Source organism: Rhizobium hidalgonense (genome assembly GCF_005862185.2).
GTDB classification, from domain to species: Bacteria; Pseudomonadota; Alphaproteobacteria; order Rhizobiales; family Rhizobiaceae; genus Rhizobium; species Rhizobium hidalgonense.
Genome location: NZ_CP054027.1, coordinates 4332330 through 4350348 on the forward strand (window position 1 = coordinate 4332330; position 18019 = coordinate 4350348).

Annotated in this window: 20 protein-coding genes; 10 read left to right on the plus strand and 10 right to left on the minus strand. The window is 58.9% G+C overall.

Annotation, left to right across the window (positions count from 1 at the left end):
- Window positions 1–56: 56 nt before the first annotated feature.
- From FFM81_RS21075 to FFM81_RS21090, 4 genes are read right to left on the minus strand one after another with little or no spacing between them, the layout of a single operon-like run.
- Window positions 57–434, minus strand: a complete 378-nt coding sequence (locus FFM81_RS21075; protein ID WP_025417403.1) for a helix-turn-helix domain-containing protein — start codon at window positions 432–434, stop codon at window positions 57–59.
- Window positions 431–994 carry a Smr/MutS family protein gene (locus FFM81_RS21080; RefSeq protein ID WP_025417402.1) on the minus strand — a complete coding sequence of 188 codons (564 nt, stop codon included), beginning with the start codon at window positions 992–994 and terminating at the stop codon, window positions 431–433. Before FFM81_RS21080 ends, FFM81_RS21075 begins: the two co-directional genes overlap by 4 nt.
- On the minus strand, window positions 994–2112 hold the full coding sequence (mltA, locus tag FFM81_RS21085; RefSeq protein ID WP_138386383.1) for a murein transglycosylase A: 1119 nt from the start codon (window positions 2110–2112) through the stop codon (window positions 994–996). The genes FFM81_RS21080 and mltA overlap by 1 nt, the downstream gene beginning before the upstream one ends.
- Window positions 2105–2809, minus strand: a complete 705-nt coding sequence (locus FFM81_RS21090) for a Tim44/TimA family putative adaptor protein (protein WP_138386382.1) — start codon at window positions 2807–2809, stop codon at window positions 2105–2107. Before FFM81_RS21090 ends, mltA begins: the two co-directional genes overlap by 8 nt.
- Before the next feature lie 131 nt (window positions 2810–2940).
- Here FFM81_RS21090 and FFM81_RS21095 point away from each other — a divergent pair, with 131 nt between their 5' ends.
- Entirely contained in the window at window positions 2941–3447 is a 507-nt protein-coding gene (locus tag FFM81_RS21095) for an FxsA family protein (RefSeq protein ID WP_138386381.1), read from the plus strand.
- 101 nt (window positions 3448–3548) lie between these two features.
- The gene (gene secB, locus FFM81_RS21100; protein ID WP_003571418.1) at window positions 3549–4034 is read left to right on the plus strand and encodes a protein-export chaperone SecB; all 486 of its coding nucleotides are present in this window, start codon (window positions 3549–3551) and stop codon (window positions 4032–4034) included.
- A gap of 66 nt (window positions 4035–4100) precedes the next feature.
- Here secB and dnaQ read toward each other — a convergent pair whose 3' ends face one another.
- The 5 genes from dnaQ to FFM81_RS21125 are packed head-to-tail and all read right to left on the minus strand — an operon-like array spanning window position 4101 to window position 7731.
- Window positions 4101–4823 (minus strand): DNA polymerase III subunit epsilon, encoded by a 723-nt coding sequence (dnaQ, locus tag FFM81_RS21105; RefSeq protein WP_025417399.1) that lies wholly within the window; start codon window positions 4821–4823, stop codon window positions 4101–4103.
- Window positions 4816–5427 (minus strand): dephospho-CoA kinase, encoded by a 612-nt coding sequence (coaE, locus tag FFM81_RS21110; RefSeq protein ID WP_138386380.1) that lies wholly within the window; start codon window positions 5425–5427, stop codon window positions 4816–4818. The genes dnaQ and coaE overlap by 8 nt, the downstream gene beginning before the upstream one ends.
- A complete protein-coding gene (locus FFM81_RS21115; RefSeq protein WP_025417398.1) occupies window positions 5427–6284 on the minus strand; it encodes a shikimate dehydrogenase in 858 nt (285 codons plus the stop codon). The genes coaE and FFM81_RS21115 overlap by 1 nt, the downstream gene beginning before the upstream one ends.
- Window positions 6277–6876 carry a Maf-like protein gene (locus FFM81_RS21120; RefSeq protein ID WP_138386379.1) on the minus strand — a complete coding sequence of 200 codons (600 nt, stop codon included), beginning with the start codon at window positions 6874–6876 and terminating at the stop codon, window positions 6277–6279. The genes FFM81_RS21115 and FFM81_RS21120 overlap by 8 nt, the downstream gene beginning before the upstream one ends.
- A 33-nt stretch (window positions 6877–6909) precedes the next feature.
- Window positions 6910–7731 carry a pyruvate, water dikinase regulatory protein gene (locus FFM81_RS21125; RefSeq protein ID WP_025417396.1) on the minus strand — a complete coding sequence of 274 codons (822 nt, stop codon included), beginning with the start codon at window positions 7729–7731 and terminating at the stop codon, window positions 6910–6912.
- A gap of 400 nt (window positions 7732–8131) precedes the next feature.
- On the opposite strand from FFM81_RS21125, the gene hemE reads away from it, so the two are divergent.
- From hemE to FFM81_RS21165, 8 genes are all read left to right on the plus strand, one after another.
- Window positions 8132–9178, plus strand: a complete 1047-nt coding sequence (gene hemE, locus FFM81_RS21130) for a uroporphyrinogen decarboxylase (protein ID WP_138386377.1) — start codon at window positions 8132–8134, stop codon at window positions 9176–9178.
- 2 nt (window positions 9179–9180) lie between these two features.
- On the plus strand, window positions 9181–9717 hold the full coding sequence (gene hemJ / locus FFM81_RS21135; protein ID WP_003571434.1) for a protoporphyrinogen oxidase HemJ: 537 nt from the start codon (window positions 9181–9183) through the stop codon (window positions 9715–9717).
- 198 nt (window positions 9718–9915) lie between these two features.
- Window positions 9916–11181 carry a transcription termination factor Rho gene (gene rho / locus FFM81_RS21140; protein WP_003571435.1) on the plus strand — a complete coding sequence of 422 codons (1266 nt, stop codon included), beginning with the start codon at window positions 9916–9918 and terminating at the stop codon, window positions 11179–11181.
- A 102-nt stretch (window positions 11182–11283) separates the two neighbouring features.
- Complete coding sequence (mnmE, locus tag FFM81_RS21145; RefSeq protein WP_138386376.1) at window positions 11284–12603, plus strand: tRNA uridine-5-carboxymethylaminomethyl(34) synthesis GTPase MnmE; 1320 nt, start codon at window positions 11284–11286, stop codon at window positions 12601–12603.
- A 67-nt stretch (window positions 12604–12670) separates the two neighbouring features.
- Window positions 12671–14545: a tRNA uridine-5-carboxymethylaminomethyl(34) synthesis enzyme MnmG gene (gene mnmG / locus FFM81_RS21150; protein WP_138386375.1), complete on the plus strand. Its 1875-nt coding sequence runs from the start codon at window positions 12671–12673 to the stop codon at window positions 14543–14545.
- A gap of 19 nt (window positions 14546–14564) precedes the next feature.
- Entirely contained in the window at window positions 14565–15182 is a 618-nt protein-coding gene (gene rsmG, locus FFM81_RS21155) for a 16S rRNA (guanine(527)-N(7))-methyltransferase RsmG (protein ID WP_003571439.1), read from the plus strand.
- A gap of 19 nt (window positions 15183–15201) precedes the next feature.
- On the plus strand, window positions 15202–15996 hold the full coding sequence (locus FFM81_RS21160; protein ID WP_003571440.1) for a ParA family protein: 795 nt from the start codon (window positions 15202–15204) through the stop codon (window positions 15994–15996).
- 27 nt (window positions 15997–16023) lie between these two features.
- On the plus strand, window positions 16024–16905 hold the full coding sequence (locus FFM81_RS21165) for a ParB/RepB/Spo0J family partition protein (RefSeq protein WP_003571441.1): 882 nt from the start codon (window positions 16024–16026) through the stop codon (window positions 16903–16905).
- A gap of 64 nt (window positions 16906–16969) precedes the next feature.
- Here the strand turns inward: FFM81_RS21165 and holA are convergent, their stop codons facing one another.
- Entirely contained in the window at window positions 16970–18010 is a 1041-nt protein-coding gene (holA, locus tag FFM81_RS21170) for a DNA polymerase III subunit delta (RefSeq protein ID WP_128398191.1), read from the minus strand.
- Window positions 18011–18019: the final 9 nt, after the last annotated feature.

Genomic DNA, 18019 nt, shown 5'->3' on the forward strand with positions numbered 1-18019 from the left:
TTTTTTGAACCCGGTTCCCAATGGCAACTCCCCTGAACCTGGCATAAATCAGGGGATTATGACGCTTTTCCGTCACCTTTGCCGTCATTTTCGAGAAGAGCCGATAGCCGGCCTATCTCTGCACTGTCAAGGTTGCGGATCCGCCGCGCCAATCGGTTGGCAAATTCGGTATATTCCGGCGGCAGGCCTGACGTGTCGATGATGACGCGCGGATCCGAAGAACGGGCGAGCAGGAACAATTCCTCGGCCTCATCCCAGATGATGTTGAAATAGCCGGCAATGCGCTGCAGCAGATCGAATGTCGGCAAGCCGCGCTTGCCGTGTTCGAGCGCCGAGAGATAGGCGGGAGAGACATTCAGCGCTTCCGCCATCTCCTTCTGCGACACACCTTTGCGTGCTCTCAGCCTGCGAACCGCCTCTCCGAAGGGTGTCATGGTCTTTCCCCTGGCCGCCGAGACAGGCGGATGTAGAGAGCGCCCTCACCGCCATGATGCTGGGCGGCCGACTCATAAGACGAGATCAGGTAGCGGAATTCCGGCTTCGAGAACCACAGCGGCACGGCCCGTTTCAGCGCGCCGTCGCTGCCCATCGAGCTGCCTTTGCCTGTTATGACCAAGACATGGCGCATGCCGCGCTCGTGGGCGCGGATGAGAAAATCGAGCAGGATGACATGAGCCTCGCTCTGTACCAGCCCGTGCAGGTCGATGCGCGCTTCGAGCGCCAGCCGGCCCTTGGCGATCTTGCGCTTGACCGGCCTTTCCAGTGGATGATGCACCCCGGCGGATGGTTTCGCCGTCGCGGGTGCTGCCGGCTGCATCGGCATCGGTGATGTGTGTACCTGCTTTTCGGCTTTCTCCTGCTCGGCCGTCGTTTCGGCGAGAAAAGCGTCGAGTTCGGTCAGTTCACCCGCCTTGCCGGGCATCGGCCGGGTGCTGCGGGCGACCTTGCCCCAGAGGATCCTCTCATCGGCAGTGAGTTTACGATCCCTGGCCATCAGTCGAATCGTCCGGCGGCGGCGTTGGGAATGAGAATGGCGAAATCGGCGTCGTTGCGCACGGTGCCAGCCATATCACCCGAAAGATCCCCCGAGCCGGTGAAGATATCGCCGCGCGTCGGTCCGACGATCGCCGAGCCGGTATCGAGTGCCAGCATCAGCCGACGGAAGGGCCGGCCGTGATCGAGATGGGTGAGGCTTTCGGCGCGGATGAAAAAGGGAAAACCGAACGTATGGATCAACCGGTCGACTGCAAGCGTTCGGCCGGCAAGAAGCGGCACCTTGGCGGCGGCGACCGGACCAGCCTCAGGATCGGCAACCGGCGTCTCGCGGAAAAAAATATATGAGCGGTTGTGCCATAGCACCTCGTCGACGCGCTCGGGATTAAGCGCCAGCCAGGAACGAATCGTCTGCATCGAGATGTCGGCACGATCGATCTCGCCGCGGTCGATCAGCAGTTTGCCGACAGCGGAGAAAGCATGGCCGGCCTTCGCAGCATAGGTGATGCGGCCGATACGGCCGTCACTGTAACGCAGGCGGGCCGCCCCCTGCACATGTACGAAGAAGACATCGACCTTCGATTTCGCCCAGGCGATTTCGAGACCGCGACCTTCGAGATAACCCTGATCGATCGCGCGGCGATCCGGATAGGCGTCGATACCCCCATCATGCAGACGGCCGAAAGCATAAGACTTGTCGAGCTCGGCGGGGCGATTGGTGTCGTCGAGATCGATCAGATCGTCCGGGCGACGGTAGAAAGGGAAACGGAAGGTTGCGTCAGGCCGCTCCGACACCTCGATATCCGGTTCGTAAAAGGCGGTAACGAAGCCGGAATTGCCATCCTTGCGGCGGATCAGGAAGGGCCGACAGTGCGTCTCGAAAAAGCCGCGCGCCGATGCCGGAGACGACGGCGCGACATCTTCGGCGGCCAGCAGAAGCGGAAGCAGATCTTCCGCGCTCAGGCCGAGCGATCCGGTGCGGTAGGGTTTGACATCGGTGATCTGGCGACGGCAATTTCGCATGACTTCAAAAAGGCCGGAGGGATCATCATCCTTCCAGCCTTCCAGAGTGTCGAAACTTATGGCCTGCAGGACGAAGTCCGATGAGTGGTCACTCATGTTCCGATTCGGTCGCCACGAGTTTCCAGTTCGGATCGCGCGAACGGGTGTCGCGGGCGAAGGTCCACAGATCGTTGACCTCGGCGACGTTTTCGGCGTCGCCTTCGATCAGCACCTCCGCCTTGTCGTAGGTGGCCGATATCAGCTGGCTGATGATGCGAACGGTGATCTGCGCTTCGCTGCCCTTGGTCTCCGCATGGGTGATTTCGGCCTTGTCGATACCGACGAAGGTGGACTTCACCTTGTCGCCCCGGGCTTCGCGCTCGCCGATCGCCGCATCGAAGCCGTCATAGACTTCGCGGGACAATAAATTCTTCAGCGTTTTCCGGTCGCCATCGGCATAGGCCATGACGATCATCTCGTAAGCCATGCGGGCGCCGTTCAGAAACTCCTTCGGGCTGAAGGCGGGATCAGCCTTGTTCAACGCGCGCAGCGATTCGTTGAGCGGCGTTCCGGGCGCAGCAACGGCATCAATGGCGGCGAAGCGATCCTCATCCTCGGTCGTCGCATCGCGGCGCGGCAGCGTTACGACCTTGCCGCCATCGGCGGCTTCAGCCGGCGCTGCATCCCGCGGCGTATAGAGATCGCGCGGCGGCTTCTCATTTCCTGTGCGGCGCCCGAGCACGGAGCGCAGCTGAAAGAAAATCAGCACAGCCGCCACCAGGAAGAATAATGTGATGAAGTCGTTCGAACTCATATCGTATCGCAGCCGCCGTTAACATCTCTGATTTGTACTCCCATATAGTCTGCCTATACAGATGATTCAAATGATGGCTGGCATCTTCGCCGGCCTTAAGAGGAGACCGGCAAGCCCGGGACATGACGACCATGCGTTTTTCGATCCTGCCAGCTTTCATTCTGCTGCTGCCGCTCGCCGAAATTGCCGGTTTCGTCATCGTCGGCCGGGCGATCGGATTGTGGCTGACGCTGGCGCTCGTCATGCTGGGCTTCGTTCTCGGCATGATTCTGTTGCGCCGGCAGGGCATCGGTATTTTGCGCCGCATGTCGAGCGAAGGACGAAACGGGGTGATGCCGGGCCGCGAGCTGCTACAGCCGGCGATGAACGTCATCGCCTCGCTGCTGCTGATCATTCCTGGCTTCATCACGGATGTCATTGCCATCCTGATCCTCATTCCGCCGGTGCGTGATTTCGTCTGGCGGTGGGTCGCCAAACGCTTCGTCACCGTCCATACCAGAGGCGGCTTTTCCACCGGACCGCAACCCGATTTCCGCGACCGCAAGCCGAACTCGAAGGTGGTCGATCTCGACGATGAGGACTATCATAGGGAGCCGGACCGCAACTCGCCATGGTCCGGCAAACATCTCGGCGATTGAGGCGCTTCGACCGATCAACCGGACCAAGCGCCCAGGGTTGTAAGCCCTTCCCCGAAATGTTAGATGGCGGCACCATTCCCATGCCCCTCGAGGAAAAGCCAATGGCAGACGACGATAACAACAGCAACGGTGCGGCCAGCCCCACCCTTTCGATCCTTGCGCAATATACCAAGGATCTCTCCTTCGAAAATCCGGGTGCACCGCGTTCGCTGCAGGCCCGCGACAAGGCGCCGACGATCAACATCAATGTGAACGTCAACGCCAACCCGCTTTCGGATACGGATTTCGACGTCGTGCTGTCGCTGAATGCTGAAGCCAAGGACGGCGACAAGACGGTTTTCCATACCGAACTCGCCTATGGCGGCGTCTTCCGCGTTGCCGGTTTCCCGCAGGAACACATGCTGCCGGTGCTCTTCATCGAGTGCCCGCGCATGCTCTTCCCCTTCGCCCGTCAGATCATCGCCGACGTCACCCGCAACGGTGGTTTCCCGCCGCTGATGATCGACCCGATCGACTTCACGCAGATGTTCGCTCAGCGCGTTGCCGAAGAGCAGGCCCGCGCCAAGGTTCAGGCCGTTCCGAACTGATCGGATTTTTTCGGTTTTGAGATGTGATGCCCGGGCAAGTCCCGGGCATTTTTAATTGAGGCCGGTTTAATTGAGGCTGGCGTATTTCGCCCAGATGCCTTTTTCACCGAGCTTGGCCACGAGCGCCTCGTGCGCCTGCGCCTCGGACTGGCTGAGGCGCGGGGCAAGCGGGCGGGGCCGCTCGAGCACGGATGCAATTACCACATCCTCTTGCTCCGCCCCGTCGCCGCGACCGTTCTGACCTGATGTGGCGGTCATGCTCAGGCCGAAAGCTGCCTGCCTGCCGCCGATCATCTCGATATAGACTTCGGCGAGCAGTTCGGAGTCGAGCAGCGCGCCGTGTTTGGTGCGGTGCGAATTATCGATGCCGTAACGCCGGCAGAGCGCGTCGAGCGAATTCGGCCCCATCGGATGTTTGCGCCGCGCCATCGACAGGGTATCGACCACCCGCTCCGGCAGGATTGGCGGTAAACCGATCCGCGCGAATTCGGCGTTGATGAAGCCCATGTCGAACGTGGCGTTGTGGGCGATCCACTTCGCATCACCGAAGAAAGCAAGGATTTCTTCGGCGACATCGGCGAAAGGCTTTTTGTCCTTCAGGAACTCATCGGTGATCCCGTGCACGGCAAGCGCATCCGGATGAACCTTCTGATCGCCGGGATTGATGAAGATATGAATGACGTTGCCTGTCGGGAAATGGTTGAAGAGCTCGATGCCGCCGATTTCGATGATGCGGTCGGCGCGGTTGTCGAGGCCAGTGGTTTCCGTATCGAAGATGATTTCACGCATTCCGGAAATCTCCCTTGGCAATTCGTGTTTTCAGGTCGGCGATAATTTCGAGCACCCGTTCCTTCGTCTCCGCGATACTGCGGCTGCTGTCGATCAGATAATCCGCCCGGCGCCGTTTTTCCGCGTCCGGCGTCTGGCGCGAGAGAATCATCTCGAATTTTTCCTCGGTCATGCCGTCGCGCGCAAGCACCCTCTCGCGTTGAATCTGTGGACCGGCGCTGACGACGACGACGACATCCACACTTTCCCAGGCACTGGTTTCGAAGAGCAGCGGAATATCAAGGACGACCATCTCGGCGCCGGCGGCGCGCTGCCGCTTTAAAAATTCCGTCTCGCGTTTGCGCACCAGCGGATGGACGATCGCTTCCAGGCGTTTGAAGCCGTCGGGATCAAGCGCCAGCTGACGGCCGAGTTCGTGCCGGTCGACGGCCCCATCCTTCATTGTGCCGGGAAAGGCGGCATCCACCAGGGGTGCAGCCTCACCGGCATAGAGATCGTGGACCACGGCATCCGAATCATTCAGCGGGATCCCGGCCTCGGCAAAGAGCTTGCCTGCTGTCGATTTTCCCATTCCGATGGAGCCGGTCAGTCCGATCTTCAGCATCAGTGGGCTTCCATATCGGCGATGATCAGCGCGCGCAGTGTCGCGTCGACGACAGGACGCAGGCCGAACCATTTTTCGAATCCCGGCACGGCCTGATGCAGCAGCATGCCGAGACCATCGACCGTGGAAAATCCCTGCTCTTGCGCCTGTGCCAGGATCGGCGTCGTCAAGGGGATATAGACGATGTCGGTGACGACGGCATCGGCTGCAAGCGGGGTGAAATCGAGCTGCGGCGCCGCCTCGCCATCCATGCCGAGCGACGTGGTATTGATGAAGAGGCCGGCGCCTTTCATGACCTCGGCAAGCGCACCGGCGGGATGGGCTTGAACCTTTGGACCAAAGCGATCGGCCAGTTCACGGGCGCGTTCGACGGTGCGGTTGACGACGTGGATCGTCTTGAAACCGCGGTCACGAACCGCCTGGATAATCGCCCGGCTGGCGCCGCCGGCGCCAAAGACGACCGCTGTGTCATGCCGGTCCCAGCCGCGATGGCGTTCGTCGAGATTGGCAGTGAAGCCGCGGCCATCGGTATTCGTCGCATGGAGAATGCCATTCTCCAGCCAGAGCGTGTTCGACGCGCCGAGCTCGCGCGATAGTTCGTCCGGCTTGTCGGCGAGACGGAAAGCCAGTTCCTTGTGGGGAATGGTGACATTGCCGCCAGCAAAGCCGGAGCTGCCATCCTTCAGCGTTGCAATGAAGTCGGCAAAGGCTTCGGGTGCGACTTCATGGGCGCGGTAGCTGCCTGGCAGGCCAAGCGTCTCCAGCCAGTATCCGTGGATCAACGGCGAGCGCGAATGCTTGACCGGAAAGCCCGTGACAAACGCTTTCGGGCCCAATGTTTCACGTGAATCACCCATCGATCGCTCCGAGGTCTCGCAATTTTTTTAAGAGCGGCAGCATCGGCAGGCCGAGAATGGTGAAATAATCACCGTCAATCTTCTCGAAGAGCTGAATGCCTTCCCCCTCCAACTGATAGGCGCCGACGCTTGAAAGCGCTTTGTCGCCGACCCGCGCCAGGTGCCTGGCAATGAAATCCGCCGTCAACGGCCGCATCGTCAATTCCGCATGGGCGAGATGTTGCCACAGAACCGCGCCGTTGCTGACGATCGCGACGGCGCTATTCAACCGATGGGTCACGCCGGAAAGAGCCTCGAGGTGATTGGCGGCGTCGGCCATATCGCGCGGCTTGTGGAAAACGCGGTCGCCGAGCGACATTGTCTGATCCGAGCCGATCACCAGGCTGTCCGGAAAACGGCTGCTGACATCCTCAGCCTTGGCCTTGGCCAGGACGAGGGCCACCGCATCCGGTGTTGCGCCGGCTTTTTCCAACGGTGCTTCGACCGCTCTTTCATCGATCCTTGCGGCACGCGCCTCGAAGGACAGACCGGCATTTTCCATCAGCATCCGCCGAAAGGGGCTCGACGATGCAAGGATGAGTTTCTGCGTCATGGATTCCTCGAAGGTCCGGCTGCCGGTCAGCGCTTAGCGCAGCTTTGGGCGCAGGGCAACGATTGCCGCGGCGGTTTCCTCGATGGAGCGGCGAGTCACGTCGATCAGCGGCCAGTTATGGCGGGCGCAGAGCGAGCGGGCATATTTCAGCTCCTCGGAGATCGCGGCGCGATCGGTATAGTGCTCGCGATCGAAGCCATGCGTTGCGCCGAGTATGCGATTTTCCCGCACCTGGGAAATGCGGTCGGTGGTAGCGATCAGGCAGACGATCAGCGGTTTGCTCGCAATGAACAGGCTCTCCGGCAAAGGCACGCCATAAACGATCGGAATGTTCGCCGTCTTGATGCCGCGGTTGGCGAGGTAGATGCTGGTCGGGGTTTTCGACGTACGGCTGATGCCGATGATGACGACATCGGCATCATTATAATCGTCCGGCATCTGGCCGTCGTCGTGATCCATGGTGAAATTCAGCGCCTCGATGCGCGCGAAATAGCCGGCATTCATGACATGTTGGGCGCCGACCCGACGACGCGACGGGGCGCCGAGATAGATCTGAAACGCATTCATGACCGGCTCCAGCACGTTCACCGAGGCGACGCCCATCTCGACACAGCGCTCATCGATCAGGCTCGCAAGTTCCCGGTCGACGATCGTATAGAGCACGATACCGGGGGCGTCGTCGATCGCCTGCAGAACCGGCAGCAGCTGCTTGCGGTTGCGGATCAGCGGATAGACATGTTCGATCGGCTGAGCGGCCCGGAACTGCGCCGATGCGGCGCGGCCGGCGGAGATCAGAGTCTCTCCCGTTGAGTCAGAAATCAGATGCAGATGAAAGAAGTTCGTTCTGTTCTCCACGCTATTTTCCGCTGCCTGTTGAAAAGACTGGATGAAACAGAGCTAAGGCGGCGAGGCCGCTTCCGGCAAGGGAAAACATGCCCCCTTATCCACATTTCGAATTTTGCCGATCGGTTTCAGCCGCCCCTGTGGACAATGTGGAGCAGGTTGATTTGTCGAGACGAGGCCCACAGCTTATCCACAGCTACGCAAAAAATCGTCCGTGCAGAAGAGTTTGGAATCATTTTCAGATTCAGCGTCTCCCCAAACTTTCGATGGGCTCGCAAAATCCTTCCGATATTTTTTGCGGGTGCGCGACAAATGGCATCGGCGGTGGATGGATTTTAATCCTTGATAGACACCGACTCTAAGAAATAGAAACCTTTTAAAATATCTTTGATTTTTTATAGGGAAGAACCGCTTGAGCGACACGCGCCGAAAGATCATGAGGGTTCTCGACGGCGAAAGCCTCTCTCCTCCGCCTCTCTGGCTGATGAGGCAGGCGGGACGCTACCTTCCTGAATATCGGGAGATACGGGCGAAGGCCGGAAGTTTCCTCGATCTCTGTTACACACCTGATTACGCCGTCGAAGTGACATTGCAGCCGATCCGCCGTTATGGCTTCGACGCCGCCATTCTGTTTTCCGATATCCTTGTCATTCCCGACGCGATGAAGCGGAATGTCCGGTTCACCGAGGGCCATGGGCCAGAGATGGATCCGATCGATGAAGCCGGTATCGGGCGATTGAATGGCGAAGAGGTTGTCGATTATCTCCAGCCGGTTCTGGAGACGGTCCGACGCTTGCGCCACGAGCTGCCGACCGAAACCACACTGCTCGGCTTCTGCGGCGCGCCCTGGACGGTTGCGACCTATATGATCGCCGGCCACGGCACGCCGGATCAGGCTCCTGCCCGTCTTTTCGCCTACAAACATCCACGCGCCTTTGAACATTTGCTGATGCTGCTTGCCGATGTCTCGGCCGATTATCTCGTCGCTCAGATCGATGCCGGCGCCGATGCCGTGCAGATTTTCGATTCCTGGGCCGGTGTTCTCGGCGAGAGGGAGTTCGAGGCCTTCGCGATCCGGCCGGTTGCGCGAATGATCGCTTCGGTCAAATCGCAGCGGCCGCATGCGCGGATCATCGCCTTCGCCAAGGGCGCTGGTTACCAGCTGAAGAACTATCGCCAAAAGACCGGCGCCGATGCGCTCGGCCTCGACTGGTCGGTGCCTTTGGCCTTTGCCGCCGAGCTTCAGAAGGACGGACCGGTTCAGGGCAATCTTGATCCGATGCGCGTCGTTGCCGGCGGCCGGGCGCTGGAAGAGGGTATTGACGATATTCTGCAGCATCTCGGCCATGGACCGCTGATCTTCAATCTCGGCCACGGCATCACGCCGCAGGCCGACCCCGAGCATGTGCGCCTGCTGGTCGATCGCGTCCGCGGCGGCCAGGTGACAAGCGGGAAGTGACGATGGAAAGACAGACCGATCTCAAGCCTGGCGCTTACGCCCGCCGGCGCGCGCATTTTGCGCTGGCCTTCTTCGCGCTGATGGCGGTCGGGCTTTTCGCCTGGAACCCGGATAATCTCTATCTCTGGATCAAGGCGCTGCACATCATCGCGGTGATTTCCTGGATGGCCGGGTTGTTTTACATGCCACGGCTGTTCATCTATCACACCGATGCCGAGCCGGGTTCGGTGCAATCGGAAACCTTCAAGGTGATGGAGCGGCGGCTGCTGCGAATCATCATGACGCCGGCGATGATGCTGACCTGGATATTCGGGCTCTATCTCGCCTGGTCGGTCTATGGATTCCAGGGCGGCTGGCTGCATGCGAAGATCGGCCTTGTGGTGCTGTTGACCGGCGTTCATATGTTCTTCAGCCGCGCCGTCCGAGCCTTCGAGCGGGATGAAAATCGCCGCTCCGCGCGCTATTGGCGCTTCATGAACGAAGCGCCCACCTTGCTGATGATCGTGATCGTGATCCTCGTCGTGGTGAAGCCATTCTGAGGCGAAAATCGCCCTCAGGTTAAATTTGCTTCATTTTAAGCAGCCCTCTTGCGGCGGCGATCACGAGTCGCTATTTTCCGCGCATCTCATCTACGTGGCATGTGTGTAGAGTTCAGTCGTCTGCGAGCCCTTCGCAGTACCGAAAACGACCCAACATCGCCTTTCCCCTTCGAAATTGAAAAGAGTATTGGTCACTTCATGGCTGAAATGAAGCTTCAGGAACTTAAGAGCAAATCCCCGACCGATCTTCTGGCTTTCGCCGAATCGCTCGAGGTCGAGAATGCCAGCACAATGCGCAAGCAGGAGCTGATGTTTGCCATCCTCAAAATGCTCGCCAGCCAGGATGTCGAAATTATCGGCGAAGGGGTCGTCGAGGTGTTGCAGGACGGGTTTGGCTTCCTGCGTTCGGCCAACGCGAACTATCTGCCGGGTCCTGACGATATCTATATCTCCCCGTCGCAGATCCGCCGTTTCTCGCTGAAAACTGGCGATACGGTGGAAGGGCCAATCCGCGGACCGAAGGAAGGCGAGCGCTATTTCGCGCTGCTGAAGGTCAACACCATCAATTTCGACGATCCGGAAAAGATCCGTCACAAGGTTCATTTCGACAATTTGACGCCGCTCTACCCGAACGAGCGCTTCAAGATGGAACTCGATATCCCCACCTCCAAGGATCTGTCGCCGCGGGTGATCGACCTGGTGGCGCCGCTCGGCAAGGGCCAGCGCGGATTGATCGTCGCGCCGCCGCGCACCGGTAAGACCGTGCTGCTGCAGAATATCGCCCATTCGATCACGGCAAATCACCCGGAATGCTATCTCATCGTCCTGCTGATCGACGAACGGCCTGAGGAAGTGACCGACATGCAGCGCTCCGTCCGCGGCGAGGTCATCTCCTCGACCTTCGACGAGCCGGCTGTGCGCCACGTGCAGGTGGCGGAGATGGTCATCGAAAAGGCCAAGCGCCTTGTCGAGCATGGCCGCGACGTCGTCATCCTGCTCGATTCGATCACGCGTCTCGGCCGCGCCTACAACACGGTCGTTCCCTCCTCCGGTAAGGTCCTGACCGGCGGTGTCGATGCCAACGCGCTGCAGCGCCCGAAGCGTTTCTTCGGTGCCGCCCGTAATATCGAGGAAGGCGGTTCGCTGACCATTATCGCGACGGCGCTGATCGATACCGGCAGCCGCATGGACGAAGTCATCTTCGAAGAGTTCAAGGGTACTGGCAACTCGGAAATCGTTCTCGACCGCAAGGTCGCCGACAAGCGCATCTTCCCGGCGATGGACATTCTGAAGTCCGGCACGCGTAAGGAAGACCTGCTTGTTCCACGCCAGGATCTGCAGAAGATCTTCGTCCTTCGGCGCATTCTGGCGCCGATGGGCACGACCGATGCGATCGAATTCCTGATCGACAAACTCAAGCAGACGAAGAACAATTCGGACTTCTTCGACTCGATGAATACGTAATCCTTAGCCGGATTCATCCTAAAGAAGCTGGAGGCATCCGAACGATGTCGCCAGCTTTTCTGTTTGGCAGGATCGATTCGGGCTCGAACCGAAACAGGCGATATGGCCATGTTGCATGATACGATCTTTGCGCTATCGAGCGGTGCCACACCGTCAGGTGTCTCAGTCGTTCGAATCAGCGGCCCGTTGACCAAGGACATTTTGGTAAGGCTCGTCGGAGCCGTTCCGGCCGCACGATATGCAGCGCGACGAACGATTCGGTCTCGTAACAACCAGCCGATCGACAATGGCCTGGTGTTGTTTTTTCCTGCCCCACACTCGTTTACCGGCGAAGACGTCGCCGAACTGCAGCTGCACGGGAGCAAAGCCGTGCTGGCGGCGTTGTACGACGCGCTTGGTCAACTTTCAGGCGTTCGGATGGCGGTTGAGGGTGAGTTCTCCCGCCGGGCTTTTGAAAATGGCAAGCTTGATCTGGTCGAAGTCGAAGGCCTGGCCGATCTTATCGGCGCCGAAACCGAAATGCAGCGGCGCCTTGCGGTCGAACACAGCCGAGGTGGGCTTTCGCAAATTTACGATTCGTGGGCGGAACGATTGACGCGCGCCCGCGCCCTGATCGAGGCGGAACTTGATTTTCCCGACGAAGATGATGTTCCAGGCTCGGTGTCCGACATGGTCTGGGCCGATATGGAAAGGCTGCGCAATGATATCGGCCACCATTTGTCGGCAGCTTCGGCCGGAGAGATTATCAGGGACGGCTTCAAGGTGGTCATTGCCGGTGCGCCGAATGCAGGGAAATCCAGCCTGCTGAACGCTCTGGCACGGCGCGACGTTGCAATTGTCACGGACATCGCCGGAACCACGCGCGATGTGCTGCAGGTCGATCTCGATATTGATGGCTACCTGATCAAGCTCTATGACACGGCTGGTCTGCGTGAGGCAGATGACCGGGTTGAGAGGGAGGGTGTGCGACGCGCACGTGTCGCGCTGCGTGATGCCGATCTGGTGTTGCTGCTGGTTGACATGACGAACCCCCTGCTCCCCGACGACTTGGACCAGACTTCGCCGCATGTTACTGTCGGGACGAAGAGGGATCTGGTGGATGTCGTCTCAGGTCATTACGATCTGCAGATTTCCACGGCCACGGGTGACGGCTTGTTGGAATTGCGGCAGCTGATCGGCAACAGCGTCGCCACTCGTTTTACCGGCCTGTCGATGGCAATTCCGAGCCGCCGACGGCACAAGGATTCGCTGGCGAAATGTTTGGCGGCGCTTGAGAACGCCATTTCGGCAACGGACGCCAATCTTGAGCTGCGCACTGAACAGCTTCGCATTGCTGCGGACTATTTGGGCAGAATTACCGGCAGAGTGGATGTCGAGCAGCTGCTCGGCGTTATCTTCTCAGAGTTTTGTATCGGCAAGTGATTCACGTGAAACAGTCAGGCATATCACCGCTTTCAAGTGAAAGGGCTGGTGGATTTTGGAGTATCGGATGACCGATGTCTATGATGTCGTTGTGATAGGTGGCGGCCATGCTGGGTCGGAAGCTGCCAGCGCGGCCGCGCGCCTTGGCGCCAAATCCGCTCTGGTGACACATAGACGGGATACGATCGGGGTCATGTCCTGCAATCCGGCGATCGGCGGCCTTGGCAAGGGCCATTTGGTTCGCGAGATCGACGCGATGGACGGGCTGATGGGTCGTGTCGCCGATGCCGCCGGCATCCAGTTCAGGATGCTCAACAAGAAAAAAGGCGCGGCTGTGCGGGGACCGCGGACCCAAGCCGATCGAAAACTCTATCGTTTAGCGATGCTGGCGGCGATCGAGGCGACAGCCGGTTTGGATATCATCGAAGGCGACGCTTTTGATTTAAAGGTGGTCGATGGCCGCGTGGCCGGGGTGATCATGCAAGATGGTCGCGTGCTGACAGCGGCGGCCGTCGTTCTGACAACTGGTACCTTTCTTCGCGGACTTATTCATATTGGTTCAGAAAAGACGCCGGCTGGTCGCGTTGGCGAAGCACCGTCAATCGGGCTGTCGGCCACCTTGGCAAGGCTTGGCTTGCGGTTGGGACGGTTGAAGACCGGGACACCGGCGCGCCTGGACGGAAAGACGATCGACTGGCAGGCCGTCGGCCGGCAAGGGGCCGACGAGGAGCTTATCCCCTTCTCGCTGATGACCGATGCCATTGCCACTCCGCAGATCGAATGCGGGGTCACCCGGACGAGCGAGGCGACGCACCGAATCATCGTTGATAACATCATGCGGTCGGCAATGTATTCCGGTCAAATCGAAGGTGTGGGCCCCCGCTATTGCCCATCCATCGAGGACAAGCTGGTCAAGTTCGGAGAGCGGGACGGCCATCAGGTCTTTCTTGAGCCTGAAGGTTTGGACGATGACACCGTCTATCCGAACGGCATCTCGACATCTCTGCCGGCAGACGTCCAGGCCGAATTCATCAAGACGATCCCCGGTCTCGAGACGGCGAGAATCATTCAGCCGGGTTATGCCATCGAATATGATCACGTCGACCCCAGAGAGCTGACGCCCTCGCTCGAGGTCAAACGGCTGCGAGGTCTGTTTCTCGCGGGCCAGATCAACGGCACCACGGGGTACGAAGAGGCAGCCGCCCAAGGTCTGGCCGCCGGCTTGAATGCCGCGCTTCGTAGCAGCGATTCGGATCCGTTTCATTTCAGCCGCACCAATTCCTATATCGGAGTGATGATTGATGACCTCACGTCGCGAGGCGTTACGGAACCGTACCGAATGTTTACGTCGCGCGCGGAGTATCGTCTAACGCTGCGGGCTGATAATGCCGACATGCGCCTGACGCCGCTGGCGATGCAGCTTGGCTGCGTGAGTGGTGAACGAAAACGGCGATTCACACGCTATCAGACGGAAATCGACAGGGGTCGGCTATTGCTGGAGTCACTGACGGTGACGCCGACCGAGGCGCGTCGCGTCGGTTTGAATATCAATCTCGATGGACAACGCCGGACGGCTTATGACCTGCTCTCCTATCCGAATTATGATTTTGACGCCCTTCGAAAGCTGTGGCCTGGGGAGCTCGGAGAAATTCCCCGAAAAGTGGCGGAGGCTTTGGAGATCGAGGCAGGCTACTCAGTCTATCTGGATCGGCAGGCCGCAGCGATTGCTGATCAGCAACGCGACGAGGAACGGCACATACCGGCTGATTTCGACTATGCGGTGCTCTCTGGCCTCTCCAACGAGCTTAAGGCAAAACTCGGCGCTGCTCGGCCTTTCAATATTGCCCAGGCTGCAGTCGTTGAAGGGATGACTCCCGCCGCGATCGCCCTGCTGCTCGTGCATCTGCGTCGCCGCCAATCCTCCGAGCGTCATAGCGCCTAGTTACAATTTGAGAGTTAGAATGGAATTAAACGGTTTGCGTGTTTCACGTGAAACACAGGAACGGCTTCAACACTTCGCGGCGCTCTTTCAAAAATGGGCAAAGACGATCAATCTGGTGGCGCCGTCAACGCTCGACGATCTGTGGAACCGGCATATCGCCGACAGCAGCCAGGTGTTTCAAATCCATCCGAAGCCGATCACCTGGGTCGATCTCGGCAGCGGCGGCGGTTTTCCCGGTGTCATCACGGCGATCTTCCTGACCGAACTGCAAGACGGATGGGTGCATCTGGTCGAGAGTAACCATAAGAAGGCAGCCTTTCTCCGAACCGCGCTGCGGGAAACCAATGCCCGCGGGAGCGTCCACAGCACTCGGATCGAAGATGCCCATGGTGAGATCGGCGAATGTAAGGCGATTTCGGCTCGCGCCCTCGCCGACCTCGACGGACTGCTCGAGTATTCTGCCCCTTGGATGTTGGACAAGAATGATTGCCGCGGCTTTTTTCATAAAGGCCGGGATTACATGAGGGAAATCGACAAAGCACGTGGTCGGTGGGAATTCGATCTGTTAGAACATAGAAGCGCCGTCGAGCACGAATCTGTTATTTTGGAAGTATCGAATCTCCGGCGCTTGGTTTAACAGATCGGATATTGCGGCAATGGCTGGCGAACGACATCGGATTATCACCATCGCAAATCAGAAGGGTGGCGTTGGCAAAACGACCACAGCAATCAATCTGGCAACGGCCCTTGCTGCTATTGGCGAGCGTGTCCTGATCGTCGATCTTGATCCGCAAGGCAATGCCAGCACCGGCCTCGGTATCGACCGTCGTGATCGCAAGCTCTCCTCTTATGACCTGATGGTCGGTGAGCGCGGAATTACAGAGGTGACGCTCGAAACGGCGGTGCCCAATCTGTTTATCGTCCCTTCGACGATGGATCTGCTCGGCGTTGAGATGGAGATCTCGCAGCAGAGCGATCGGGTGTTCAAATTGCGCAAAGCCCTGTCTTCACCTGAAGCCATGGCATTTTCCTATATTCTTCTGGATTGCCCGCCCTCTTTCAACCTGCTGACAATGAACGCAATGGCGGCAGCGCATTCGGTGCTGGTACCGCTGCAGTGCGAATTCTTCGCGCTGGAGGGACTCAGCCAATTGCTCGAGACCGTGAGCCAGGTTCGCCGGACGGTCAACCCGCGCCTGGATATTCAGGGAATCGTTTTGACGATGTTCGATGCGCGCAACAATCTTGCCCAACAAGTGGTCAATGATGTGCGTACGCATCTTGGCGAAAAGGTTTACCACACGTTAATTCCGCGAAATGTGCGGGTCTCCGAGGCGCCCTCCTACGGCAAACCGGCCATTCTCTATGATTTGAAATGCGCGGGCAGCCAGGCCTATCTGCAGCTTGCCTCGGAGGTCATCCAACGCGAGCGCCAGAGACTGGCCGCGTAACTATCATTGCAGGGGTGAGTTTGGATCATGAATGACGATGTATCGAAAAGGCGATTGGGCCGTGGCCTTGCGGCGCTGATTGGTGAGATGGATCAGCCTGTTCCGGTGGAAGCCGAGCGGACGATCAGTGCCGACAGAATGATCCCGATCGAATTCGTCAGCCGTAACCCCCGCAATCCCCGCCGTTTTTTCGATGACGCTGAGCTGCATGATCTTGCCAGTTCCATTCGTCAGCATGGTATCGTGCAGCCGATCGTCGTGCGAACGATGGAGCGGGATCGATACGAAATCATTGCCGGCGAACGCCGTTGGCGCGCCGCCCAACTGGCCGGGCTGATTGAAATTCCGGTCATTATCCGTGACGTCGATGACAAGACGGCATTGGAGATCGCCATTGTCGAAAACGTCCAACGAGCGGATCTCAATGCACTTGAAGAAGCTTTGGGTTATGAGCAGCTGATTGCCGAATACGGCTACACCCAGAACGACCTCGGGGAGATTATCGGTAAAAGCCGCAGCCATGTGGCGAACTCCTTGCGCCTGTTGAAGCTGCCCGATCCGGTGCGCGATCTGCTGGCTGCCGGCAGCCTGTCGGCTGGTCACGCCCGCGCACTTGTTTCGACCCCCGACCCGGCAAGCCTTGCGCGCACCATCGTTGCCAAAGGTATGTCGGTGCGCGATGCGGAAAAGCTGGCGCAAAACAATATCAAAGCTCAATCCGAGCCGCAGCTGGCCGCCTCGCGGCGGGACCAGAAGGATTCAGACACGCTCGCCTTGGAGCGGACGCTTTCCGACGCACTCGGCCTCGATGTTGCGATCAATCACAAGACGAGCGGCGGCCAGATCAAAATTTCCTACAAGTCGCTAGAGCAGCTCGAAGAGATCTGCCGTTTGCTTGAGAGACGCTGATGCATGGCGCGCGGGCAGTCTGAAGCGCTATCCGGATAGTGACATTGCATAAGCAGAGTTTTAATCAGGCGGATTTTCGGCCGGATTGAAGGGTCGTGGAGAGAAGCGTTTGCATGGCAACGCTGTCCTCCAGCACTTGACGCCGTCGGCTTTGCAGAATTGCGGCTTGCAGCCGATTGGATTCACGGGCGATCGCCTCGGCCGTCCATTGGCGCAGCGCTTGTTCGATAATCGGCTTGCGGCGGAAATGTAGATGACGACCCATCGTCTGCATGATCTGAGGCGCCTGCAGGCGTTTTTCCTCCATTTCGGCACGCATGGTATCCAGGAGCTGAAACTGTTTCAGGCATGCCTGCAGGACGAGAAAGATTGCGGTTTTGGAGCTGCTAATCTTCTGCATAGCGTGCAGAAAGCCGTTAAGGTCGCCGCTTAAAATGGCGTCGACGGCATCGTCAACGGAGATCGCACTGGCGTCACCAATTATTTCGGTAACGTGATGTTCTTCGACCGTCTGCAAACCGCGGCAATAGAGGGCAAGCTTACGCACTTCGTTGCGTGAAGCGATGCGGTCGCCGCCGATCAAGGCGATCAGCGCCTGCCGAGCGGCCGGCGTGATGCCGAGCTTTTCGGCGCTCAGTTCGGTATCGATCAGAGCATTCAGGGCGCGGCTGTCATCGGCATAAGACGGGATCGTCATGATCGATCGCGCGGCCTCGGCTGTCTTGCGCAGCAGCGAGCCTTTTTTCAGGTCGCCGGCTTCGACGATCAGGTGGGCGGCTTCGAGCGGCTTTTCGGCCAGCTGTGCCAAGGGATCGACAAGATATTTTTCATTGGCGGCGCCGCGGATCCAGATCAGCTTCTCACCACCGAACAGTCCGATCGACTGAGCTTCGTCGACCAGACGTCCGGGATCCTTCTGCAGGTCGCCAATATCGAGTTTGGTCAGCGAGAAGGGATCATCAAGCGCAACACCGGTCTTGCTGGCAAGCTGACCAGCACGTTCTGACACCAGACCGCGGTCGGGCCCATAAATAACGAAGATCCGATAATTCCTTGCGGATTTCTGCAGAAAGGTTTCGAATTCGTGGGATTTTATCTCCGCCACATCTCCGCC